25 protein-coding genes, 5 pseudogenes and 1 other annotated feature are annotated in these 22121 nt (G+C 43.6%); of the genes and pseudogenes, 11 read left to right on the forward strand and 19 right to left on the reverse strand.

The window, feature by feature from the left end:
• Positions 1-109: 109 nt before the first annotated feature.
• The 6 genes from SYMBAF_RS04515 to SYMBAF_RS04540 all read right to left on the reverse strand — a co-directional run bounded on the left by SYMBAF_RS04515 (position 110) and on the right by SYMBAF_RS04540 (position 5320).
• Positions 110-1411 (reverse strand): hybrid sensor histidine kinase/response regulator, encoded by a 1302-nt coding sequence (locus tag SYMBAF_RS04515; protein ID WP_152609134.1) that lies wholly within the window; start codon positions 1409-1411, stop codon positions 110-112.
• Positions 1386-1856 (reverse strand): hypothetical protein, encoded by a 471-nt coding sequence (locus tag SYMBAF_RS04520; RefSeq protein ID WP_152609135.1) that lies wholly within the window; start codon positions 1854-1856, stop codon positions 1386-1388. Before SYMBAF_RS04520 ends, SYMBAF_RS04515 begins: the two co-directional genes overlap by 26 nt.
• Positions 1843-2331 (reverse strand): putative pterin-binding protein, encoded by a 489-nt coding sequence (locus SYMBAF_RS04525; protein ID WP_052447805.1) that lies wholly within the window; start codon positions 2329-2331, stop codon positions 1843-1845. Before SYMBAF_RS04525 ends, SYMBAF_RS04520 begins: the two co-directional genes overlap by 14 nt.
• Positions 2309-3295, reverse strand: a complete 987-nt coding sequence (locus SYMBAF_RS04530; RefSeq protein ID WP_040265541.1) for a glycosyltransferase family 9 protein — start codon at positions 3293-3295, stop codon at positions 2309-2311. Before SYMBAF_RS04530 ends, SYMBAF_RS04525 begins: the two co-directional genes overlap by 23 nt.
• On the reverse strand, positions 3292-4131 hold the full coding sequence (locus SYMBAF_RS04535; RefSeq protein WP_040265543.1) for a helix-turn-helix domain-containing protein: 840 nt from the start codon (positions 4129-4131) through the stop codon (positions 3292-3294). Before SYMBAF_RS04535 ends, SYMBAF_RS04530 begins: the two co-directional genes overlap by 4 nt.
• A 430-nt stretch (positions 4132-4561) precedes the next feature.
• On the reverse strand, positions 4562-5320 hold the full coding sequence (locus SYMBAF_RS04540) for a DNA adenine methylase (protein ID WP_040265544.1): 759 nt from the start codon (positions 5318-5320) through the stop codon (positions 4562-4564).
• Between the two features lie 262 nt (positions 5321-5582).
• On the opposite strand from SYMBAF_RS04540, the gene SYMBAF_RS18335 reads away from it, so the two are divergent.
• The 6 genes and pseudogenes from SYMBAF_RS18335 (at position 5583) to queE (ending at position 9814) form a co-directional block, all read left to right on the forward strand.
• Positions 5583-5885, forward strand: a complete 303-nt coding sequence (locus SYMBAF_RS18335) for an acyltransferase family protein (RefSeq protein WP_082026974.1) — start codon at positions 5583-5585, stop codon at positions 5883-5885.
• A 153-nt stretch (positions 5886-6038) separates the two neighbouring features.
• Positions 6039-6464 (forward strand): annotated as a pseudogene (locus SYMBAF_RS04550) (ATP-binding cassette domain-containing protein); the annotation flags it as partial.
• A gap of 18 nt (positions 6465-6482) precedes the next feature.
• Positions 6483-6554: pseudogene (locus SYMBAF_RS18340) on the forward strand (IS1 family transposase); the annotation flags it as partial.
• A gap of 67 nt (positions 6555-6621) precedes the next feature.
• Positions 6622-7790 (forward strand): IS3 family transposase gene (locus SYMBAF_RS04560; protein ID WP_152609001.1). Its coding sequence is split into 2 segments (ribosomal slippage): positions 6622-6871 and positions 6871-7790, totalling 1170 coding nucleotides; the frame shifts between segments, so codons are not numbered across the junction.
• Between the two features lie 108 nt (positions 7791-7898).
• A complete protein-coding gene (locus SYMBAF_RS04565; protein ID WP_040265546.1) occupies positions 7899-8912 on the forward strand; it encodes a fimbrial protein in 1014 nt (337 codons plus the stop codon).
• A 230-nt stretch (positions 8913-9142) separates the two neighbouring features.
• Positions 9143-9814, forward strand: a complete 672-nt coding sequence (gene queE / locus SYMBAF_RS04570; protein WP_040265547.1) for a 7-carboxy-7-deazaguanine synthase QueE — start codon at positions 9143-9145, stop codon at positions 9812-9814.
• Positions 9815-9849: 35 nt separating this feature from the next.
• Here queE and SYMBAF_RS17535 read toward each other — a convergent pair.
• The 3 genes and pseudogenes from SYMBAF_RS17535 to SYMBAF_RS04580 form a co-directional block, all read right to left on the reverse strand.
• A pseudogene (locus tag SYMBAF_RS17535) lies at positions 9850-10198 on the reverse strand (hypothetical protein); the annotation flags it as partial.
• Positions 9862-9978: a sequence feature (AL1L pseudoknot), on the reverse strand. It overlaps the preceding pseudogene by 117 nt.
• A gap of 74 nt (positions 10199-10272) precedes the next feature.
• Positions 10273-10494 (reverse strand): annotated as a pseudogene (locus SYMBAF_RS04575) (transposase); the annotation flags it as partial.
• Between the two features lie 99 nt (positions 10495-10593).
• A complete protein-coding gene (locus SYMBAF_RS04580) occupies positions 10594-11352 on the reverse strand; it encodes a DNA adenine methylase (RefSeq protein ID WP_040265544.1) in 759 nt (252 codons plus the stop codon).
• A gap of 262 nt (positions 11353-11614) precedes the next feature.
• Between SYMBAF_RS04580 and SYMBAF_RS18345 the strand changes: the two genes are divergently transcribed.
• Entirely contained in the window at positions 11615-11917 is a 303-nt protein-coding gene (locus tag SYMBAF_RS18345; protein ID WP_082026974.1) for an acyltransferase family protein, read from the forward strand.
• A gap of 25 nt (positions 11918-11942) precedes the next feature.
• Positions 11943-12698: an acyltransferase family protein gene (locus SYMBAF_RS04590; protein ID WP_040265251.1), complete on the forward strand. Its 756-nt coding sequence runs from the start codon at positions 11943-11945 to the stop codon at positions 12696-12698.
• An 11-nt stretch (positions 12699-12709) separates the two neighbouring features.
• Here SYMBAF_RS04590 and SYMBAF_RS04595 read toward each other — a convergent pair whose 3' ends face one another.
• Together SYMBAF_RS04595 and SYMBAF_RS04600 are read right to left on the reverse strand one after the other, a co-directional pair.
• Positions 12710-13273, reverse strand: coding sequence for a tail fiber assembly protein (locus SYMBAF_RS04595; protein WP_082026940.1), 564 nt, complete (start codon positions 13271-13273; stop codon positions 12710-12712).
• Positions 13273-13893, reverse strand: a pseudogene (locus SYMBAF_RS04600) (phage tail protein); the annotation flags it as partial. The gene SYMBAF_RS04595 and the pseudogene SYMBAF_RS04600, both read right to left, overlap by 1 nt.
• Positions 13894-14228: 335 nt before the next feature.
• Between SYMBAF_RS04600 and SYMBAF_RS04605 the strand changes: the two are divergent.
• Positions 14229-14923 (forward strand): IS1 family transposase gene (locus tag SYMBAF_RS04605; protein WP_152609117.1). Its coding sequence is split into 2 segments (ribosomal slippage): positions 14229-14475 and positions 14475-14923, totalling 696 coding nucleotides; the frame shifts between segments, so codons are not numbered across the junction.
• Here the strand turns inward: SYMBAF_RS04605 and SYMBAF_RS04610 are convergent.
• Genes SYMBAF_RS04610 through umuD form a run of 4 tightly spaced genes read right to left on the reverse strand, consistent with a single transcriptional unit; the run spans position 14898 to position 18194 of the window.
• Positions 14898-15251, reverse strand: a complete 354-nt coding sequence (locus SYMBAF_RS04610) for a helix-turn-helix domain-containing protein (protein WP_052447766.1) — start codon at positions 15249-15251, stop codon at positions 14898-14900. The two genes, SYMBAF_RS04605 and SYMBAF_RS04610, sit on opposite strands and share 26 nt — an antisense overlap.
• A 9-nt stretch (positions 15252-15260) precedes the next feature.
• Positions 15261-16550, reverse strand: coding sequence for a Mu transposase C-terminal domain-containing protein (locus tag SYMBAF_RS18145; protein ID WP_336884900.1), 1290 nt, complete (start codon positions 16548-16550; stop codon positions 15261-15263).
• The gene (locus SYMBAF_RS18070) at positions 16525-17679 is read right to left on the reverse strand and encodes a Y-family DNA polymerase (RefSeq protein ID WP_272899524.1); all 1155 of its coding nucleotides are present in this window, start codon (positions 17677-17679) and stop codon (positions 16525-16527) included. Before SYMBAF_RS18070 ends, SYMBAF_RS18145 begins: the two co-directional genes overlap by 26 nt.
• 23 nt (positions 17680-17702) lie before the next feature.
• Positions 17703-18194 (reverse strand): translesion error-prone DNA polymerase V autoproteolytic subunit, encoded by a 492-nt coding sequence (gene umuD / locus SYMBAF_RS04625; protein ID WP_082026972.1) that lies wholly within the window; start codon positions 18192-18194, stop codon positions 17703-17705.
• A gap of 245 nt (positions 18195-18439) precedes the next feature.
• Between umuD and SYMBAF_RS04630 the strand changes: the two genes are divergently transcribed.
• Both SYMBAF_RS04630 and SYMBAF_RS04635 read left to right on the forward strand, forming a co-directional pair.
• Positions 18440-18820, forward strand: coding sequence for a DUF7609 family protein (locus tag SYMBAF_RS04630; protein ID WP_152609086.1), 381 nt, complete (start codon positions 18440-18442; stop codon positions 18818-18820).
• Positions 18821-19771, forward strand: a complete 951-nt coding sequence (locus tag SYMBAF_RS04635) for an Rpn family recombination-promoting nuclease/putative transposase (RefSeq protein WP_162483248.1) — start codon at positions 18821-18823, stop codon at positions 19769-19771.
• Between the two features lie 206 nt (positions 19772-19977).
• On the opposite strand, the gene SYMBAF_RS04640 is transcribed toward SYMBAF_RS04635, so the two are convergent.
• Genes SYMBAF_RS04640 through SYMBAF_RS04655 form a run of 4 tightly spaced genes read right to left on the reverse strand, consistent with a single transcriptional unit; the run spans position 19978 to position 21987 of the window.
• Positions 19978-20547 carry a VOC family protein gene (locus tag SYMBAF_RS04640; RefSeq protein WP_040266466.1) on the reverse strand — a complete coding sequence of 190 codons (570 nt, stop codon included), beginning with the start codon at positions 20545-20547 and terminating at the stop codon, positions 19978-19980.
• Positions 20540-21154: a hypothetical protein gene (locus SYMBAF_RS04645; RefSeq protein ID WP_040266465.1), complete on the reverse strand. Its 615-nt coding sequence runs from the start codon at positions 21152-21154 to the stop codon at positions 20540-20542. The genes SYMBAF_RS04640 and SYMBAF_RS04645 overlap by 8 nt, the downstream gene beginning before the upstream one ends.
• Positions 21147-21476 (reverse strand): hypothetical protein, encoded by a 330-nt coding sequence (locus SYMBAF_RS04650; protein ID WP_040266464.1) that lies wholly within the window; start codon positions 21474-21476, stop codon positions 21147-21149. The genes SYMBAF_RS04645 and SYMBAF_RS04650 overlap by 8 nt, the downstream gene beginning before the upstream one ends.
• Entirely contained in the window at positions 21460-21987 is a 528-nt protein-coding gene (locus SYMBAF_RS04655; RefSeq protein WP_040266463.1) for a helix-turn-helix domain-containing protein, read from the reverse strand. Before SYMBAF_RS04655 ends, SYMBAF_RS04650 begins: the two co-directional genes overlap by 17 nt.
• Between the last annotated feature and the right edge of the window lie 134 nt (positions 21988-22121).

Consider the following 22121-nt stretch of genomic DNA (forward strand, 5'->3'; position numbering starts at 1 on the left):
ATAATAGTGCGAACATTGAACTATCCTCTAAGCAGATCGATATGGCTCTTGATTGCCATGATGCTAAGACCTAGTTTAGAATGAATCCATTACCAAAGCTTTAGCGTATCTAGGAAGTCTTATGATCATGGCTTTTATTAACATAGGTATTAATTATTAATTCCATTTCTGCGCTCCTAATGGGTTTTTTTAATATTGGTGTTTTGGTTTCGAATTCATTAATATCGTATCCTGTCATAATTATGATAGGAGTGTTGTTGTTCATGTTGCCTCTTTTTTGTATTCTTTCAATTAATTCAATTCCTGTCATGCAAGGCATTTGAAGATCAGTTAAAATAATATTATAGGGTTTTCTCAAGGTTTTCTGAATAGCTCGCTCTGGTGAGTGAGTGATATCGCACTTGTGACCCATTCTAGTGATCATTTTCTGAATAATTGTTAATACATCCCCATCATCGTCAATAACTAACACCTCGAATTTTGGTGTAAATTCATATGCTGATATATTATTTGATAGTTTAGTATCTAATTTACTGATTTTCTTCTTGATTGGCTGTGAGTGTAGAGGGATACTAGTTGTAAACACAGTGCCGTGATCAACTTCACTCTCGACTTGTATTTTACCGCCCATTGCTTCAACTATTCCTTTAACTATAGCTAATCCCATTCCAGTACCAGGAACATTAGAGGTTGAATCAATCAATCTCGTGAATGGTATGAATATTTTAGCTAAATTTAACTGTGCAATACCTATCCCTGTATCACGAACATATATTTTTAGAATGTTTGAGTCTGAAATGTCAAATGATACCTTAATACTTCCTTTATCAGTGTATTTAAATGCATTAGATACAAGATTCTCAATAATTTGGTAGGTCCTTTCTTTGTCAGCGGTTATCATAAAATCCTGTACTATAATAAATTCTATTTCGACACCAGTTTTGCCATATATTATATTGCAATCGTGTACTGCGTCTCGGATTAAGTCTCCTATTGAGAAACTAGAGGGGGTTATATCAATTACTCCACTATCAATCCTTACATAATCTGTAAGATCTTTGATCTGTCGCAATATTTTATTTGTTGCATTATTAAGTATTTGAACATCATTGTTGTTATCTCGGTTTACAACCTCAGTGAGGTTGTCTACTGTGCCAATAATTACCTGCAAAGAAGTTCGCAACTCGTGACCCACCTTTGCTAAAAATGCGTTTTTACTAAAAACTGCATTTCTCTCTTTCTCTAAAGCATGGCTTATATTTTTTATATATAAATAAGTGCAAACACTCATGGTTATTGTTAATAACCATGTTATCACCAATAAATATCTTAGTTTGTCTCTTTTTTGCAGAAAATCATTTAAGGCAATAGTTCTTTGATATGTTTCAGGCGTGGTCTGCAAGATTGGCAACTTTGTTAGACTCCTTTCTTAGCGTATCAGCCAGTTGTTTAATTTCTTTAGTTACCTTTTCAGATTCTTTTAAATTACTCTCTAGCTTTCTTACGTAGTAATTCAATCTTTTAATTGTCTCGGAGTACCCTTCTTGTAAAAATAGGTATTGGGTAGACTCTACGTTATCCGATAGTACAAAGAGTCTGGAAAAAAGAATATCTAGACTGTCCTCTATTTTACTCTTATTGTAATTTTTACTTTTTTCTTCTTCAATAATAACACTCTTTAAGTCTGAAATTGACATTGTAAGTTTAGCTACTGCCCATGAGTAGTTTTCCTGAGTTCCTGATATGGCATAAAATGAATCTCTGTCCAGAGATATATATAACTTGGTAATCCATGCTAGAGATGAAATTAGAAATAAGGTTGATAATATTATCAGTAATGATCTATAAATTTTCACCTTTTACCTCAATTCTATTAACTTGCCATATGGAACGGGAATGATATACAGGGGTGTTTAACTCATTCTCCATTTCATCATACGGATAAACTAAAAAGAAAGGCCCAAAGTCTCTTCTATGTAATAGTTTCCCATTTGCTTTGTAAGCAAGGATAGGCTCATAGTTAATAATATCGCTGATAGGTATTTCGACCCAATATCCATCAAGAGCATATAATCTTATTTTACCTTTATTGTCTCCTTTAAAACCTATTAGGTCAGATAATTTAACACCTTCAAAGATCGTTTTTTTTGTCCATGGAGTGGATGTGTAAATTTTCTTGCTTTTTCTTTCCATAACTTCTTTAAAAGAAAAATTAATCTCAACTGACCCTTTTATCAACGATAAATTGTCAGTTGCATTAGCTGTGGTTACTATAGATATAAAAAAAATAATTGTACCCATGGCTATTTTAAAAATTGAAAAGTGTTTCATAATTCCCCATTATTTCTCTTAGTATTTCACCATCATCACTCTGATGAAGACCTTCAACTCGCTTAAATCCTATGTAATGAGATTGGCAGTTTGGATAATAAATTGATCTTAAATTTGGTTTAATTGACGTGAATAAACAATAAGTAGGGATCTCAAAACCAGCAGAAATATGTAATTCCGATGAATCTACGGTATATACGTATGACGATTGAGCTATGACTGAAATGAAATCATGGGTGGTATTTGTTAGATTACCAATAAATCTATATCCTGGTATTTCAATTTTTGAATACCCTAAAACTTGCATATTGGTTTTTTCAATCAACATTCTTATTATTTTTTTGTGAAATTTTTCTGGTATAGACCTTAATTTTGTACTTGCATAAGGGCAAAAAATAGCATAGTTACTTTTTTTATCTTTATGGTTAGGGAAAATCCTTTGTAAAAAATTTTTTTGTTTTTCAGTTTTAATAGATTTATAATCTACCCCTAAATTTCTAAGAAAAAAATCATGCATTTCAAGTTTATTAAAGTCTTGCCAGTATAATTGATTCCCAATATCAATATTTACTGTGTTGGAATTGAGTTTATCTAATTGATATGGCATATATAAAATTTCATTGAATAGAAATTGTGATATATGATAGATGTCGTTTACATATTTATCACAAGATTTAGGTCTGATAATGTTTATTTGAATGTTGGGGTTGATTTTTTTTATAATATCTATGCAACATATTCCTATTATTGAATCACCAAGTGTCACGCCCATACCATTAATTATATTTAGTTTCTCTACTTTTTTATAGTCTATACTAAATGGTTCTTTCGCGTAATTGTAAATTTTATTTGAGTTCAAAGGTGTCAATTTTTTTATGGATTTTTCTTTTTCATAGTCGTATGGAGCAACAATGAAACTACTATCGAATAATAGGCTACCGTTATATTTTAAGATATCTTTCATTTTGCCTCCAAGTATCTATCTAAATAGTGTTTAAGTATTGGTAGCCGCACAGGTTTTTCTAATGGGCTAGATATGTCATATTCTTTTATTGCTGTTAGTATTTCACTGTCTACCACATCTCCACATTGACCTGTCAATACTATTATTAAAGCATTAGGTTTTTGTGATTCTCTGATTTTTCTTATACTATTGAATACTGTTGTTGTGCCAATCAACCAGTCTAATATGTATATCTCTGCCGGGGAGTTTAATATCTTTTTATTTAATTCATCTAGTTTTGTGTAACCTTCTATATCTATTTCATAGGTATTGAGTTCTTTTGTTAGGAATTCAACTATATTAATATCATCATCTAGTATAACTAGGCTTGTCTTTTTCTTTAATGATGCATTTGTTAATGGTTCAATTAATTTTATACTTTTATAACCGTTATATATCTCGATATTCTTCTTTATTTCTGTGGTGCTAATTATCTTCCAATCATTGTTTATCTTAACGGCTGCCACTGCAGTCTCTGAGTTGGCTTCATTTGATAAGTATATTAGACAGTTTGAATCAACTCCATTTATGAGTAATTTTGCTTGAACTTTTTGATATTCATTTCTTTCTACCTTAAGGAAGAAATTTGACAATGAATTATTAAGGCTCAACAACATTTTCTCAAGTTGTTTTATATCCCAGGGTACAGTTCCGTTCAACTTTCTGTGTGCTTGTACGGATGAAATTCCAATGATATTTCTTATATACTCTGCTTGTTTGTTTTTGACGATTCCCTCGGAAGTCATAACTTCAGATAATGCCATGCTTATGGTTTTAGTTATATCTATCGTATTCATTTTTATACCCTTGTTTTCACTACTTAGATTTTAAGCCTAAAAATCTATTCTTCAAGAATTAATTTCATTTCAGTAACTTAATCAGAGATTTTGTGTCTTAATGGGATAATGTTTACTTTTTTGTTTCCTTTAAGGAAATTATTTATTGATTTTTGTCTTTTCGTGAACTAACCTCATTCTTACTGAGATACTTTCCTTACACGGTATCAGCTAAGTACTTATAAATAATGAACTTATTACCTATTCACCCTTTTGGAGGTTATGGCAGATTGTAGCGTTCGGATTATATCCCGCAATGCAAATATGTAACTTGTTGACCACCTTTGTAGCGCGGCGAAAAAATCAAGACTGTTTTGAGCGCGATTCTGGACTTACAAAAACGCAAATAGTTGAAGCTTTCGGACAGTCCAGAATTGATTACAACGCTGACTTATGTAAAGTTTCTGACAATTAACTCGCACCGAGCTAAGGAGGAGTTACCTAATGAATACTTTAAACTGACCACTTCGATTTGAAGATCGCTAAAGGCTTGTCGCATCTCTGGTATGTCATTTACTGAAATGATCATGTTACCTTTGATTGTTCGAGCCAAGCGAGCAATGGCTTCGTACTGCTCCAAACCAAACTCAACGCCATAACCTTGCGTACCCCAATATGGTGGATCAAGGTAAAACAAGGTATGAGGGCGATCATATTTCTCTATGCATTCAACCCAGCTAAGATGTTCTATCGTGGTACGTGCAAGCCGTAGATGGGCTATAGAGAGCGTTTCCTCTAAACGAAGAAGATTTATCCCCACTGGGGCCGTAGTTGCAGTCCCGAATGTTTGGCCTTCAACCTTAGCTCCAAAGGCCATATTTTGAAGATAGTAAAATCGTGCAGCGCGTTGTATATCGGTCAGCACTTCAGTTGGAGTGGCTTTTTGCCAATCGAATATTTGTCTACTACTTAGTGCCCATTTGAACTGACGCACAAACTCTTCTAAATGATTTTTGACCACGCGATACAAATTTATTAACTCACCGTTGATATCATTAATGACCTCAACTTTTGATGCCTTCTTTCTAAAAAACAATGCCGCGCCGCCACAGAAAGGCTCTACATAACATTTATGTTGAGGAAAGAGAGGTAGTAGATGCTTAGCTAAGCGTCGTTTTCCACCTACCCACGGAATGATTGGATCGCTCAAAGTGAAGTTTCTCCCGGTTGGTAACAAATCGATACTGGCGATCAAAAACGAATGTTTGATCGTCAAAACCTAGCATCTCGCAAATAACGCGAGAGAGGAACGTACAGTGCCGTAGAGGGGATTTCCTGAGATTTGACCACTTGCACAATGCTATACCAACGCGATAATCAGTAGGTTAAGAATATGTTGATGGGTTCATGTTTATCAGCAAGACCAAAAGTGTTACCATCTACATAAATTTACTTATAAACAATTGATTACAATGAAAAGTGACACTATTCACTCAGTTCAAGCGTTGCGTGGACTTGCCGTTTTTCTCGTCGTTATGTTCCATTTCCGAGAAGACTTAAGCAAAACATATGGCGAAGTAGCTGACCTATTATTTATCAATGGTTCCATTGGTGTTGATCTCTTTTTTATGATTAGTGGGTTCATAGCCTATTATGTATACGTGAATGAAAATTCAGGTTTATCCTCATCAAAAATATTTTTAGTCAAGCGGCTTTGTCGAATTATCCCTCCATATTTTCTTGTGACGCTAATGGTAGCAGGTAACTCTTGTTGACTCGTGGATGGAAACATTGCGGTCAATGCTGTTTTTACCCGGAGATAGTTCGAGCCAAGCCCCTTGGTTTGGGTATGCTAAACTAGATGTTGGTTGGACATTAAATTATGAAATGCTCTTCTATGTACTTTGTGCTACTTCATGGGAACCTTGGATCGCCAACAGGTGCAGGCGGCCATGGAACAGACGCAGATCGCCCAGTTGGCCACCCAGCAGGTGTGCGAGCTATCTGGGGGCCAGCGTCAGCGGGCATTTCTTGCCATGGCGCTGGCGCAGGATACCCCGCTGCTACTGCTTGATGAGCCAACGACCTGGCTGGATATCAATCATCAAATCGAGCTGATGGCCCTGTTACGAGAGCGGCAGCAGCAGGGCAGAACCGTGGTCGCAGTGTTGCATGATCTTAATCAGGCCAGCCGTTACTGTGACCATCTGGTTCTGATGTCCGCAGGCCGCGTGGTGGCCTGCGGCACGCCTGAACAGGTGATGACTCCTGCGCTGCTGCAACAGGTCTTTGCAATTAAGACGGAGATTCACCCGGACCCGGTTTCAGGACGCCCGATGTGCGTCGTGCTGTAGGTGCCAGGAGAACCCTGAATCAAAAGGTTGGCCCGCAAGACCCTCTGCTTCTCACGTTCTGTTGAGTTGCATGAAAGAGTCATTGTGTAGTGGCACACTGAATTTGGCCACCTGAACAGAGGTGATATGCTCACCTCAGGACATTACAGGTGCTTCAATGAAAAAAAGAAATTTCAGTGCAGAGTTCAAACGCGAATCCGCTCAACTGGTCGTTGACCAGAACTACACCGTGGCAGATGCAGCCAGTGCTATGGATGTCGGCCTTTCCACAATGACGCGATGGGTGAAGCAGTTGCGTGATGAGCGGCAGGGAAAAATACCTAAAGCCTCTCCCATTACTCCTGAACAAATTGAAATACGTGAGCTGAGGAAAAAAATACAACGTATTGAAATGGAAAACGAAATATTAAAAAAGGCTACCGCGCTCTTGATGTCAGACTCCCTGAACAGTTCTCGATAATCGGGAAACTCAGAGCGCATTATCCGGTGGTCACACTCTGCCACGTGTTCGGGGTTCATCGCAGCAGCTACAAATACTGGAAAAACCGTCCTGAAAAACCAGATGGCAGACGAGCTGTATTACGCAGCCAGGTACTGGAACTGCATAGCGTCAGCCATGGCTCTGCTGGCGCAAGGAGTATCGCAACTATGGCAACCATGAAGGGCTTCAGGATGGGACGATGGCTCGCCGGCAGGCTCATGAAAGAGCTGGGGCTGGTCAGTTGTCAACAGCCCACTCATCGGTATAAATGCGGTGGCCTTGAACACATCGCTATCCCGAATCACCTTGAGCGGCAGTTCGCAGTGACAGAGCCTAATCAGGTGTGGTGTGGCGATGTGACCTATATCTGGACAGGCAGGCGCTGGGCCTACCTCGCCGTTGTTCTCGACCTGTTCGCGAGAAAACCGGTGGGCTGGGCAATGTCGTTCTCACCGGACAGCAGGCTGACCATCAAAGCGCTGGAGATGGCGTGGGAGGCCCGGGGAAAACCAGCCGGAGTGATGTTCCACAGCGATCAGGGCAGCCATTACACAAGCAGACAGTTCCGGCAGTCACTGTGGAGGTATCGGATCAGACAGAGTATGAGTCGGCGTGGAAACTGCTGGGATAATAGCCCAATGGAGCGCTTCTTCAGGAGTCTGAAGAACGAATGGGTACCGGTGACGGGTTACATAAACTTCAGCGATGCAGCCCACGCAATAACGGACTATATCGTTGGGTATTACAGCGCGCTCAGGCCGCATGAATATAACGGTGGGTTACCACCAAACGAATCGGAAAACCGATACTGGAAAAACTCTAACGCGGTGGCCAGTTTTAGTTGACCACTACATAGCGAGTGAACGCTGCTTTGAACAACCCATGTTGGGTCAGTGGGAGATGGGCTATCAGAAGCTGCCATTGACCTGTAGAAAACTGTAAAAGGAATCAATATGTCTTCGTTGGTAAAACATAAACACCTTGGGCTGGCGACTGGGCTGCTCGTCACGCTGGAGGCTTTCTCGCAAAGCAGTTACGCGCTGTCGTGCAAACAGAACGGCAACATCCGTCAGGACATCGTGCTGGATAAGCCGATCAAAGTCTCCACTGCCAATACCAAGCCCGGTACGTTGCTCTGGCGCTCGCAAAACTATACTTCTACATTGCAATGTATGGGTGATCGGGAAACGGGCTATGGGGAAGACGCTTTTCTGTATTGGGACCCCCAAGCGCGTATGGGCCAGATCCACAACTCGATCGAAGTTGGCGTGAATTATGACGGTGTTGATATTAAGCCGATCAGTGGGGGGAAACAGGACACGGGCGATGGTACTGGCTCCTGGGGTTCCCCTGGAACGGTGACGCTCTACTACTACTTTTACATCAAGGCCACCGGTAACCCACCGCCAGAGAGCGGTAAGATCGAAGACAACAATGCGTATTCGGTGTTTCAGGTTGATGGTATGTATGGGCTGAACAACATACCTAATCGTAACTTCAACAGCTATATTTCCGGGCTGAACAAAATTCAGTTTATTTCCTGTAACCCGAAAATTACTGTGGTGGGCAACAATGGTTCCAGTGTGAATTTTGGCGCCATTGCACAGCAGAATGCGCTAGTGGGTAAGGTTGAAAAACAGGTGCCATTCTCCATCGCTGTTAACTTGTCTGACCCTGAGAGCGGCCAGGATTGCCAGGGTCAAGCGCTACAGGCTAGCTTCAGTTCTACCTACCCGGTTCAGGACAACAGTGTGCTCCTGCCGACCCGCGACAGCGGCTTTGGTATTTTTATCTCGCAGGACACGACGCCGGGTACACCGATCACGATGAACAGCCCGCTAGATCTAGGTCTGTTCAATGGCACCCGCGTTGAGAAGAACTTTATCGCTAGCTTGTTGTGGTTGAGCACCGATCCAAAAGTCGGCCCCTTTACTACTTCAGCGAATATCGACGTGATCTTCAAGTAGTCATGGTTAGCCCAATTCTACGGCTAATGCACTTCAGGGGGTCTACTTGGAAAACGAATCTAGGGGTACTCCCCTCAGAAAATGCTGCCCAGCTTCATCCTCGTTCAGGTGGTGTATTCGCTAAGCTTCCCATTCTCCTAATCCGTACGCCGGGGATACGGTTTTGTTCGTTTGGTCGCCGAGGCGGGATCTGCGATAATTGCTTTTTACCCTTCCAGATTGAGAAACCGATGCAGTACCCGATTAATGAGATATTCCAGACTTTGCAGGGTGAAGGTTTTTTCACCGGTGTACCCGCCATTTTTATCCGCCTACAGGGCTGCCCAGTAGGGTGCAGTTGGTGTGATACCAAGCATACTTGGGATAAGGAAGCCAATCGGGAAGTCGACATGCAGCGGATCTTGGTAAAAACCGAAGAAAGTGCTGCCTGGGGCAGCGCCAATGCCGAGCAGTTGTTGGCAGTGATGCGTCAGCAAGGCTATACCGCGCGTCATGTGGTGATCACCGGTGGCGAACCGTGCATTTTCGATCTTGTACCGCTGACTGCATTGCTCGAACAGCAGGGCTACGGTTGTCAGATCGAGACCAGTGGCACCTACGAGATCCGTTGTTCGGCCAAAACTTGGGTGACGGTCTCACCCAAGGTGAATATGCGCGGTGGCATGAAGGTGTTGGATCAAGCGTTGCAGCGCGCTGATGAAGTGAAGCATCCGGTGGCGCGTGAACGTGATATCGAGGCACTGGATGCGCTGTTGGCAACATTACATGATAAAAAGCCTCGTATCATCGCGCTGCAACCGATTAGCAAGAAGGAAGAGGCGACCCGTCTATGTATTACAACCTGCATTGCACGCAACTGGCGGTTGTCGATGCAGACTCATAAGTACCTCAATATTGCCTAATTTTGCGGAAAGTATGCCGCTATGTCCGGCAATAAGTAGTATGTCGACGGGGCAATATCCAACTCGCGGCATACTGGCCTGAGCCTGTGTTCGCCACTCAAGTCATCAAGCAGCAGCATTATTTCATCCAATGGTGGTCGAGTTCCGCCTGGGCAAGATACGCCGAAGTCTGGCGCAAGATGTCGTTGCTACGTCGCAGTTTACGCTCAAGCTCTTTAAGGCGCAGTCGTTCACGGGGGGGAATCCAGCATCACCGCTACCGGTATTCCGTTCATGCTGACGCAGCCCCGCCTGCAAAGTGTTAGGGCTGCAACCGATTTTTGGGGCAATAGAGAGGATGGCCGCATGCTCAGATTTATATCCATCGCACTGCGCCAGTAACATTCTTACTGCACGCACATGCCACTCTGGTGGATAACGGTTGAGCCTGTCCCTAATTCTGTGTAACTGCCACCGTATTAAAGGTGATCGCTCAGGCGGTCACCGAACTCGATAATAAAACGACTCATCGCCAGCCGCCAGTTCTGGATCGGCATACTCCATTTTTTTGAAGCATCCTTAATCGCCAGATAAATCACTTTCCGCACTGAGTCGTCTGTCGGGAACACTTTGCGCTTCTTGATGGCTGCGCGGATCACGCTGTTCAGCGATTCGATGGCATTCGTCGTGTAGATGTAGCGCGGCGAAAAAATCAAGACTGTTTTGAGCGCGATTCTGGACTTACAAAAACGCAAATAGTTGAAGCTTTCGGACAGTCCAGAATTGATTACAACGCTGACTTATGTAAAGTTTCTGACAATTAACTCGCACCGAGCTAAGGAGGAGTTACCTAATGAATACTTTAAACTGACCACTTCGATTTGAAGATCGCTAAAGGCTTGTCGCATCTCTGGTATGTCATTTACTGAAATGATCATGTTACCTTTGATTGTTCGAGCCAAGCGAGCAATGGCTTCGTACTGCTCCAAACCAAACTCAACGCCATAACCTTGCGTACCCCAATATGGTGGATCAAGGTAAAACAAGGTATGAGGGCGATCATATTTCTCTATGCATTCAACCCAGCTAAGATGTTCTATCGTGGTACGTGCAAGCCGTAGATGGGCTATAGAGAGCGTTTCCTCTAAACGAAGAAGATTTATCCCCACTGGGGCCGTAGTTGCAGTCCCGAATGTTTGGCCTTCAACCTTAGCTCCAAAGGCCATATTTTGAAGATAGTAAAATCGTGCAGCGCGTTGTATATCGGTCAGCACTTCAGTTGGAGTGGCTTTTTGCCAATCGAATATTTGTCTACTACTTAGTGCCCATTTGAACTGACGCACAAACTCTTCTAAATGATTTTTGACCACGCGATACAAATTTATTAACTCACCGTTGATATCATTAATGACCTCAACTTTTGATGCCTTCTTTCTAAAAAACAATGCCGCGCCGCCACAGAAAGGCTCTACATAACATTTATGTTGAGGAAAGAGAGGTAGTAGATGCTTAGCTAAGCGTCGTTTTCCACCTACCCACGGAATGATTGGATCGCTCAAAGTGAAGTTTCTCCCGGTTGGTAACAAATCGATACTGGCGATCAAAAACGAATGTTTGATCGTCAAAACCTAGCATCTCGCAAATAACGCGAGAGAGGAACGTACAGTGCCGTAGAGGGGATTTCCTGAGATTTGACCACTTGCACAATGCTATACCAACGCGATAATCAGTAGGTTAAGAATATGTTGATGGGTTCATGTTTATCAGCAAGACCAAAAGTGTTACCATCTACATAAATTTACTTATAAACAATTGATTACAATGAAAAGTGACACTATTCACTCAGTTCAAGCGTTGCGTGGACTTGCCGTTTTTCTCGTCGTTATGTTCCATTTCCGAGAAGACTTAAGCAAAACATATGGCGAAGTAGCTGACCTATTATTTATCAATGGTTCCATTGGTGTTGATCTCTTTTTTATGATTAGTGGGTTCATAGCCTATTATGTATACGTGAATGAAAATTCAGGTTTATCCTCATCAAAAATATTTTTAGTCAAGCGGCTTTGTCGAATTATCCCTCCATATTTTCTTGTGACGCTAATGGTAGCAGGTAACTCTTGTTGACTCGTGGATGGAAACATTGCGGTCAATGCTGTTTTTACCCGGAGATAGTTCGAGCCAAGCCCCTTGGTTTGGGTATGCTAAACTAGATGTTGGTTGGACATTAAATTATGAAATGCTCTTCTATGTACTTTGTGCTACTTCGTTGATCTTCAGGTCATATAAGTTTGTCGCCTTGACAGCATTGATTTCAGCGTTCGTATTTATCCCGTACGTTTCCCTAGTTGGGACTGGTGATTGGGCTAATCGGCACTACGGTTTGTCGGGGTACTTTGCGATCGTAACAAATGGGATTATGTTGGAATTTATTGCTGGCATGTTGATTGGGTATTTACACTTGGGTAAAGTTCAATCTAATCATAAAATGTTATGGGTAATGGCTATATTATTCTCATCAACACTTTTTGCTTTAGAGCTGGAAACTGGGTTCTTACGGGGTAATGGTCGCCCTGGTTTTTTTATTAGTTCTTTCCTGCTATTGTTTTCGATGGTTGGGTATGAGTGTCGATTTGGTATGCGCATCCCATCTTTGCTACTCTTGCTAGGTGCAACATCATACTCAGTTTATTTAGTGCATACAAGGGCCATGTCTATCGCTCAAAAGATAATCTACAACCGAATCGATGAACCATATGCTGGTGTCATGGTATTCATATTGTCTATTGTGTTGACAGTTATATTTACATATTTGATGTATACACTTGTTGAAAAGAGACTTTGTAGCTTCATTAGGTCGCTTATTTTTAAGCGAGAAAGTTTAGACAGTAAGAAAACGGCGGGATGACCCGCCATTTTTTATGGTTCAGGCCATAAGATACTTGGCGCTTGGCTAACGTCTACATTATTAAGCTTGTAACGATAAATTTGCATGTTTTTTAGTTTTTTCTCTTCATCATCAGTTGCTATACCTTCATTGACAGCAAAAGATAAAATTTCAATTTGCTCTGACACCTTTCTTGTCAATTCTCTTTTTAATACAGTAGCATCCTGTATTTGTTGTTGCCTTTCCCTTGCTTCGTTCTTGACCCAATCCGTGCCATTCCATTCATCAAATGTTGTTTTCGGTTCTTTTGTTGTCACGCCATCAGGGAGTTCGCCTAGTTCTTCGACCTCTCGACGGATTCCTGTTTGAATATCATAGATGGGGGTTCCTCGGTGATCCGCCAATTTAAGCCAGGTTTCACCATTGAAAACGAGTTTATAGCCATCTACTTCTTTGCCTGGAGCCACTTCCGTACAGTAAACAGGCAATCCGGTGTAAGGGGCTATATAAGCATCACTTTCACCGATATATTCCTTGGTATCAGCCTGAAAGTTGTAAACTTTCATGGTACGTGCTTCAGAAGTCATCTTAAACATTATGTCAACCTCACAATATAGTTAAAAGCTATGTTCTTTACGGTATTTTCATTACTGCCAAAGTTGTCGACTGTTATATTGTGACCATGCTGTCCAATATCTACAGTATGATTATGAGAACCTATTCCTACCCGGTGTGTATGCCCGCCAATCCAAACAGTATGGGTGTGATTTCCTGAACCATCTGTACTATATTTAAATTCACTACCACCTGCACCATCTGCAGGGAGTGAGTTAGGATCAACATAATCACCATGTTTACCCGTACCTGTGTGCGAATGCCAGCTAGACTCATTAGTTGATTTGTTTCCATAATCAAATACTGTTGTCTCTTTTGAACCATAATCAAAGGTGCAAGTAGTTCTTGAACCTAAATCTGTATTACTTGCTGTTGCCAAGTGATTATGGCTTTTAACAGCGTCTAATTCGGTTGATAAAATAGTCCGGCCACTGGCTGGATTACCCTTAATCATCCAGCCACGCATATCAGGGATCACCCCATTAGGATAAGCGACTGCAAGTGCAGGGTATTTTTCCTTATCAAACGTTTGGCCTTGCATTAACGTGTAACCTGCGGGGGGCGTGTCACTTGGCCAGGGAATGGGCGCGCCGATCGGATAGTTTTCATTATCCGACGTTAATGCTCGTCGCCATTTCATTGCAGTGCCGTTCGAATTACCGACCCACAGCTCTCCGTTGTTCGATACAGCCAGATAACCAGCTGAGGGGCCACCATCGCAAGGCAGGCTAACAACTCCATAAACGCCGTCTCCCGGCCTGTTTTTTGATGTATTATTAACCCGGTAAAATTGATATAACTCACTTAGCGCATCATCAAGATGCCTTGAGCCTCTGCCCAAACCAAAATCACCGACCCTCAAAAATCCTTCCGTTGCCGGGTGATGCCTCTAATTAGTTGAATCTGATGTATAATACGGGCTTTTGAGGTTATCTCATGGCCAGCGTTAACGTTCATTGTCCCCGTTGTCAGTCTGCTCAGGTTTACCGCCATGGTCAGAACCCTAAAGGCCATGACAGATTTCGCTGCCGTGACTGCCACCGTGTGTTTCAGCTCACTTATGCTTATGAAGCACGTAAGCCGGGTATTAAAGAGCAGATCACTGAAATGGCCTTCAATGGTGCCGGGGTTCGCGATACCGCCAGGACACTGAAAATTGGCATTAACACCGTCATCCGGACTTTAAAAAACTCGCGCCAAAGCGAATAACGTCTTCGTCTGTTGCCAATGCTGATGTGGCGCTTATCTGCGAACTTGATGAGCAATGGAGCTTCGTTGGCAGTAAAGCCCGGCAGCACTGGCTCTGGTACGCGTACAACACCAAAACAGGCGGTGTACTGGCCTACACTTTTGGTCCCCGAACCGATGAAACCTGCCGGGAGCTACTGGCACTGCTTACACCATTCAACATCGGCATGATCACCAGCGACGACTGTGGCAGCTATGGCCGCGAGGTGCCGAAGGATAAGCATCTGACCGGCAAAATATTCACCCAACGCATTGAGCGTAATAACCTGACGCTCCGCACCCGCATTAAGCGGTTGGCTCGTAAAACAATCTGCTTCTCACGCTCAGTTGAGATCCACGAAAAAGTGATCGGAGCGTTTATCGAAAAACACATGTTCTACTAATTGGATACATTACCCTCTTGCCCAACCCTGCGTTGCCATAAATTACACCGATATCGGCATCCAGATGGGTGTTTCTCAGCAAGGTCAGGCATTTACTGGATAATTGCGTTTTAACAAAACACGCTTTGACCTCACGGTTTTTCTCTTTATCTCCCTCACGGGTAATAAAGTTATTAATCGCCGCTTCCACGTTATCTATATTGCCGTTATAAACGCCTTTCAAATATTGCGAGATAACAGCAGGACTCAAGCCAGTTTTCGCTGCAACCTTGCTTTGGGTGTAACACTTCCTCGCCATCAGGCGATTTAAATTATCAATCACAGTCATTTTTAAGCCTTAACGGTAATTACCGTACTTTTTTAAATCATCTTCATATTCGGATTCGAATAAATAGGGTCTACTGCTTATGCGATCCGGTTTTGACTCCATCGGAATGAATTTGCTGAAATCAGTGTCGGCTTTATGCTCCAGCGCGGGACGCAACTCGTCTTCCGCATCCTGAATTTTGGTCTCTGCCAGTTTAATTTTACGCTTCGCGCGCTCTTCCAGGGTTTTCTGGACTCTGGCCACCGGCACTGGCGATGCGGTATTACCATTCCAGATGGCGGTACAAACATAGGTGTCATCCATTTGGCGAACAATGACTTCAGTCGGATCATGGATATCAAAGGCCACCCGGACTTCCTGCCGGTCAACAGTAATCAGTTCTTTCGAAAAATACTGGTTATTCTCCAAGGCTATCCAGCCACGCTGCGCAACACGTTTAACTTCCGGCATAAACATTTCGCGCAATTCACCGTCCGTCATGTATTCGATGTCGTCACCTTCCTGCTCCAGTACCCACTGGCGGTAAGCTGCTGGCGACATCCATTTCCCATTAACCTTGGGTAATTCGCTATGCCCGTGGTGATTGTTGTAGTCGTCTATTTCCTCCTGTACGGCGTCAATCAATTGCCGCCAGGTGGGCAGGATCTTCAACGTTTTCTTGTTCTGCGCGGTCAGTTCGCGCCCATCCCGCAAGGCGTTTGACAGACTGAGCATCTGTTGCCCCCGAATACGGACAGCGTTAGGGTCGGCTCCGATGCCGTTGTAGGTCAGGAACCGCTTGGCCAGTCGGTCAGGCATTACACCGTTCAACCGTTCAATGATGCCGCGCGCCTGCGGATTACCGGGAATACCGGTCATGTGCTCGATGTGCAAGCGCGGAAAAATACCGGTAATGTCCGCATCCAGCATCTTGTTGGTTTCCCCGCCGCCGTTATCGGAATACACGAACAGTGGCTTGCCGTAATGTTTCATGCCATGCCGGTAGGCATCGGCCACCGCAATGGCATTCTCCGCCAGGGAAACGCTCCAGCCAACGATATAGCGTGTACGGCCGTCAATAACCAGCGTCAGCTCCGGCGTGAAAGGTCTGCCATGGATAGGATGCGCCACTTTTAGATTCAGCGACTTGCCATCCGAAATCCAGCACCCGTTCACCGGCATTTGTGACCAGTCACGCTGCTGATAAACTTCAAAGGCTTTTGCCGCTGACCCCGACACGCGTCCGCGCATACGCTCCCGCAATGGCAGCTTATCCACCAAACGTATTACCGCGTCATACGATGGCAGGGCCATCAGCATGGCGGGCTGGTCGCTGTACGTTTCGTACCAGTCGCGCTTGAACGAGCGGTATGCCTCTTTGACGCTGGGGCCGTTCTGGTTGCTGTAGTGTGGCCAGAACATGCCGAAGAACCAGACCACGTCTTCCGGGCGTTTGCGTTTGGGCTGACCGGGTGCCAATAACGCCAACCGCTCCAGGCCTGGCTTGGTAGTCAGATAGAGGGTCAGTCACGCCTGCAGGCAGCTCTTGCTGACGCCAATACGACTCGAGCCTTTGCGGGCGTTGGCCAACCCAGCCGCTACCATGACCCGCGCGGGCAGCGTTCCCTGGCGAGAACCGTCGGCGATGAATGTTACCGCCGCAATTCGGGACATACCGGCAGCGCGCAGTTTCTCCACCTCCTGAGCCAGCAAGGCACTGCTCTTTCGGTGTGGCAAATTCCTCGAGGGACAGGCAGGCGATGCCGTTCAACTCACGCACCGTGCGCTCCAGTACCACCGAGAATCGGCGACGGGCGATGGCCGGGGGCAAGTCCGCCAGTTGTAGCGCCGTGGTTATCCCCATCATCGACAGATGCCTGGCGATGCGATGCCCGACTCCCCACACTTCCGAGACCGGCACGTGTGCCATCAGGCGACGCTGTCTTGCGGTGGCACTCAGGTCAACAACACCCCCGGTCTTTCGCCAGGTCTTGGCGGCATGGTTGGCCAGTTTGGCCAACGTTTTGGTTGGAGCGATGCCCACGCCAACGGTCAGATGCGTGCAGCGGCGTACCGTTTCACGGAGCTGTTTTCCCAGGGGTTCCAGTGTGGTGAGTGGCAGGCCGGTCAGGTCACAAAATGCCTCGTCAATGGAATAGACCTCAACGCGCGGCGTCAGCTGGGCCAATAGGGTCATTACCCGGTGGCTCATGTCGGCGTAGTAGGCGTAATTACTGGAGAAGGCAATACAGTGTTTCTTTTCAGCCTCCGCTCTTACCTTGAACCAGGGTACGCCCATTTTTATGCCAAGGGCTTTGGCCTCCTGACTGCGTGCCACCACGCATCCGTCGTTGTTCGACAGTACCACCACGGGTTTACCGCGCAAGTCGGGTCGAAACACCGTCTCGCAAGAGGCATAAAAGCTGTTGACGTCAACCAGGGCAAACATGGCTTAACAGGCGTTGGCAAGGGTCAAAGCGTGTGGATAGCGTAGCGAACCACGCCAAAGATGACCGTCTCCATGTCCTCATTATCCACGTCGATGGGCGCAAAGGCTGGGTTGGCCGGCAGCAGTAACGGGCGGGGATGCAATTGCAGGCATTTGCAGGTGAATGCGCCATCGACCGTCGCAATGACGATGTCACCGTGCCGTGCCGGGTAACAGCACTCAACGACCAGCAGGTCGCTGTCGAGAATACCGGCGTCCCGCATTGAATGGCCTTCGGCTCGCACCAGGTAGGTACTTTCCGGGAAACGGATGCAGATATCATCCAGTGACAGACGTTGTTCCAGGTAGTCCTGAGCGGGCGAGGGGAAGCCACAGGCGATACCGGTATCATAGAGTCTGACCCCTGTCTGGCGCTGAGGGGAGGGGGCTGTTTTACCTGGATGAACGCCGGGTCGCTGAACTGCTGGCGTGGTGGGGAGGGCCATCGCGGTGATGGTCTGGGAGGTGTTGCTCACAATGTGTACTTTCCTGGTCAGAATTTTACTTAAGCATTAATATTGTACTGGACGTATAAACAGTATAATATTGCGCAACCGGGCGTAAGCTGCACTTAAGTCCAGGGTGTATACTGGCGAGATTATCCACAGATATGTTGCAAAACCCGTGTATAACTGGATGGAGAAAGTGGGCATGCCCAGGAGGCCGTTGTCCTTCAGTGATGCGCAGGTGTTGCGCAATGATGGTCACTCACAGGTGCTCAATGGCACGGACTATGCGATACTTTGGTCACATTACCCCGCCAGCTGAAAAATTGATGACTGACCACCCTGTCCAGCCAGAGAGTGCTGAAGACGAGATTATCGATATCGACACCGAGGCGTTTGCTCATACCGTCGCCATGATGGTGCTGCTCAAGCCCGGCATGTCCCATACCCACTCGGAGCCACTCTCCCCCGACTGTGCCGCCGGACAACTTGTCCAGGACGTCAACAGTCTGAAAAAACGCGCCCGCCGCCTGCTGGTACCCGCCATGCACGAAGCCACCAAACGTACCGGCCAGGTCTATAATATCGAGAGCAGCCTGGTGCTTTACCCGTCAGGCCGCCTGTTCGCCCAGGCCATCGTCACCCGAAGCAGGTAACTGATGAGCAAAACGACCCCCATTCCCCATGACGCCGTGTTCAAGCAGTTTCTGACCCATCCGGAAACAGCGCGTGACTTCCTGCAATTGCATTTGCCGCCGGCAGTGCTCACACACTGTGACTTGAGTACGTTAAAGCTGGAATCGGGCAGCTTTGTTGAAGAAGATTTGCGTGCCTATTATTCCGATGTGCTCTATTCACTCAAGGCGGGGAAGGGTATCGGCTTTGTCTATTGCCTTATCGAGCACCAAAGTTCCCCTGATAAGAATATGGCCTTTAGGTTGATGCGATACAGTATCGCGGCGATGCAACGCCATCTTGATGCGGGTAACGAGCAGTTGCCTCTGGTGGTTCCACTGCTGTTCTATCACGGTCAGGTGACGCCTTATCCGTACTCGATGCGCTGGCTGGATGAGTTTGGTGACCCCGAACTGGCCACACAGCTTTATGCGGGAGCGTTTCCCCTGGTCGATGTCACAGTCATCCCGGATGAGCAAATCATGCAGCATCGCCGTATGGCCATCCTGGAGCTTTTACAGAAACACATCCGTCAGCGCGACCTGGCTGACCTGCTGGAACAACTGGTCACGTTGCTGCTGTCCGGATATACTACGCAGGAGCAACTGACATCATTGATGAATTACATGCTACAGGTTGGTGACACGGCAGCCCCGGAGACGTTTATCCGCGAACTGGCGCGTCGTGCGCCACAACATGAGGAGGTGCTTATGACCGTTGCACAAAAACTGGAAGATAAAGGACGTCAGGAAGGTATCCAACTTGGCGAAGCTAGAGGCCGTCAGGAAGGTATCCAACTTGGCGAAGCTAGAGGCCGCCAAGAAGGCAAGCTTGCCGTTGCCCGCACAATGCTGACCAACGGTCTTGATCGTAACCTGGTCATGAAGATGACGGGGTTGACCGCCGATGACCTGGCCAAAATCCAGCATTAATAGGTATTGGCGCAGTTCCGTAACAGGATGCGCCTTTCTTCGCAACACGTCACTTTAGCCACAGTGTGACCGCGCCTGCGTTCACATCCGTGAAATTCCGCTTTCTCGACAGGGCAGGTTAGCCACATTGCTTCTTGCTGGTCTTGTTCTGCGGTGAGCTGTTTGGTTATTTTAATTAAATATTTTTTTCTTATAAAAATTGAATCTTATTCCCCTATGTCATCATGTCCCTGTTCAAATTCCCACTGTATATTGTACTTATCTACAAAGTAGAAATATCTTATTTTTTTTATGATGCTGCATACATTTTCTTTTTCTTCTAAACTGGATTCAAGTTGTTCATCAAAGAAATTGAAGTCATCAGTTGATATTGGGCTTATAAAAAATGGTTTGTATCTTTCACTCAAACTTATTAATTTAGTATCCTTTGTATTTTTTATATGTTTAAAAGCATAATCAATATTATCTACTTTTATACAAATATGCCCAATCCCACCAATATCATTCGTTTTTTTATCTACAGATGAGCTATACCCAATTGGGTTGTGATACTCCATTAACTCCAAGAATATTCCGGTTTTTGGTATTTCAAGGAAGCATATAGACACATTTACAATTTCATCAATGAACCCCGCGCTTTTTGAAAACCCTTCATTTTTAAAGTGTGGAAAAATTTGCCTAGGTATGCAAAACAATAACTTATTATAATATTCAATAGCTTTTTCAATATCATCAACGACAATATTTATATGTCCAAGAGCTTTGTAATCAATCATTTTTTCTTCTCCATTTTATTAGAGAGTTAAGTGATAAAGACCAAATTAAAAATGAAATCATATTAGTGATAATGTTAAATGAAATTAAATTTTTGTTTTTTAAATCCACCACATCATGAAATGCAATAAAATCTGTAGCTGGAGTATATAGTAGGATAAAAATAGTCGAGGATATAAAACTTGAGGTTAGAAAGTTGGTTTTTTTAAAAAAGAACGTAAATATGTAGTTGTTTATAAGTAAGGCTATTAGAGTACCGACAATATTTGCAAGATACATTTTTTCAAAATATAATAAAATGTTTTTGAGAGAATCTGCAATTGGAGATAAACTTGAAATATTATAAATAAAACTACCCTTTATTAAACAGAAAAGCATTGCATTAGATAATGACTCTATAACAATCATACTAATGACTAATCTTCTGCTATAATAAACTGAAGAATAGTCTAGCAGAGCTATGACAAGCATATAAGTAATGCTTGAAGGGATGAAAACAAAATTATTAAATGAATATATATTAAATGAGATAATATGTGATGCAATAGAAAAGGTAGTTATTAAAGATGTAAGGATAATTAACTCAATTTCTTTTCGTTCATTAGCCATGATTTTCTATCTCTTGCTCAATATCTTTAAGTATAGCTTCAGATGCTTCAGGGAAATGCAAGTGCAGTTTGCTATATACTTTTTTGTAACTTATTAGCCTAATGCAATATTCTATGTCTTTTTTTAGCATGGATTTATTATAGTGGCGATAAAACTCTTCAATTTCCATACTGTTAGATACATACCGGCTTGTGTGATAATTTATTTTTATTTCTAATGGTTTAGTGAAAGTAGTTGTGTCAATGTGAAGAATATTATCGATAGATGATTTTTTGTAACTATCGAAAAGATAATTTAGTAGATCATTAAACTTTGATATCATATATCCTCCATTCAATTACTTTATAACCTACATCAGGATTACTATGATCCCTTTTTGATATTTTTATTTCATGGTCGCTAATGTATAAATAGTCATCCTTTAAGTAACTATCTTTTTCTCTATACTCGTTAACTCTAGTGCATATACACAGTTTGTTATCTTCAATCTGTACTGCGAAAGGTTTTTTTCCAAGATCTCGATTGGATAATATGTATTTAGTTTCTTTAGTAAGAGAGTTGTCACGAAAATATAACTGTAGTATCAGATTGTCGTTGATGATAGGTATTTTGTTAATTTTCTCTGGCTGCCATTCACCTTTACCAGTTAGAAGCCACTCAGGGTTGATTTGTAGACCTTCAGCAATTCTAACTGACAGTCTACTCGCATTCAGATTATTTCTGAGTATGTAATTTATTGATTGTTGAGAGATCCCAATCAATCTGGCAGCTTCGACCTGATTCAAGTCGAGTTTGTACAAAACGTACTTTAGTCGTTCAGCAAGAGTTTCCATTATACCAATTTTTGTGATTATGAGATTGATAGTTTACACGTTTTTGTAAAAACATCAACACAATCATATGTATACATGTTTGTTTGGTAAAAAACCAACATTCTTGTTTTTTATCATGTAAGTTGCTAGCATTA

The organism is Serratia symbiotica (genome assembly GCF_000821185.2).
GTDB classification, from domain to species: Bacteria; Pseudomonadota; Gammaproteobacteria; order Enterobacterales; family Enterobacteriaceae; genus Serratia; species Serratia symbiotica.

Coding starts and splice junctions, on each gene's coding strand:
- SYMBAF_RS04525 (WP_052447805.1), bottom strand. CDS start 2,331: ATGAAACACTTTTCAATTTTTAAAATAGCCATGGGTACAATTATTTTT.
- SYMBAF_RS04530 (WP_040265541.1), bottom strand. CDS start 3,295: ATGAAAGATATCTTAAAATATAACGGTAGCCTATTATTCGATAGTAGT.
- SYMBAF_RS04535 (WP_040265543.1), bottom strand. CDS start 4,131: ATGAATACGATAGATATAACTAAAACCATAAGCATGGCATTATCTGAA.
- SYMBAF_RS18335 (WP_082026974.1), top strand. CDS start 5,583: ATGAAAAGTGACACTATTCACTCAGTTCAAGCGTTGCGTGGACTTGCC.
- SYMBAF_RS04565 (WP_040265546.1), top strand. CDS start 7,899: ATGTCTTCGTTGGTAAAACATAAACACCTTGGGCTGGCGACTGGGCTG.
- queE (WP_040265547.1), top strand. CDS start 9,143: ATGCAGTACCCGATTAATGAGATATTCCAGACTTTGCAGGGTGAAGGT.
- SYMBAF_RS18345 (WP_082026974.1), top strand. CDS start 11,615: ATGAAAAGTGACACTATTCACTCAGTTCAAGCGTTGCGTGGACTTGCC.
- SYMBAF_RS04590 (WP_040265251.1), top strand. CDS start 11,943: ATGCTGTTTTTACCCGGAGATAGTTCGAGCCAAGCCCCTTGGTTTGGG.
- SYMBAF_RS04595 (WP_082026940.1), bottom strand. CDS start 13,273: ATGTTTAAGATGACTTCTGAAGCACGTACCATGAAAGTTTACAACTTT.
- SYMBAF_RS04610 (WP_052447766.1), bottom strand. CDS start 15,251: ATGACTGTGATTGATAATTTAAATCGCCTGATGGCGAGGAAGTGTTAC.
- SYMBAF_RS18145 (WP_336884900.1), bottom strand. CDS start 16,550: ATGCTGATGGCCCTGCCATCGTATGACGCGGTAATACGTTTGGTGGAT.
- SYMBAF_RS18070 (WP_272899524.1), bottom strand. CDS start 17,679: ATGTTTGCCCTGGTTGACGTCAACAGCTTTTATGCCTCTTGCGAGACG.
- SYMBAF_RS04630 (WP_152609086.1), top strand. CDS start 18,440: ATGGCACGGACTATGCGATACTTTGGTCACATTACCCCGCCAGCTGAA.
- SYMBAF_RS04640 (WP_040266466.1), bottom strand. CDS start 20,547: ATGATTGATTACAAAGCTCTTGGACATATAAATATTGTCGTTGATGAT.
- SYMBAF_RS04645 (WP_040266465.1), bottom strand. CDS start 21,154: ATGGCTAATGAACGAAAAGAAATTGAGTTAATTATCCTTACATCTTTA.
- SYMBAF_RS04650 (WP_040266464.1), bottom strand. CDS start 21,476: ATGATATCAAAGTTTAATGATCTACTAAATTATCTTTTCGATAGTTAC.
- SYMBAF_RS04655 (WP_040266463.1), bottom strand. CDS start 21,987: ATGGAAACTCTTGCTGAACGACTAAAGTACGTTTTGTACAAACTCGAC.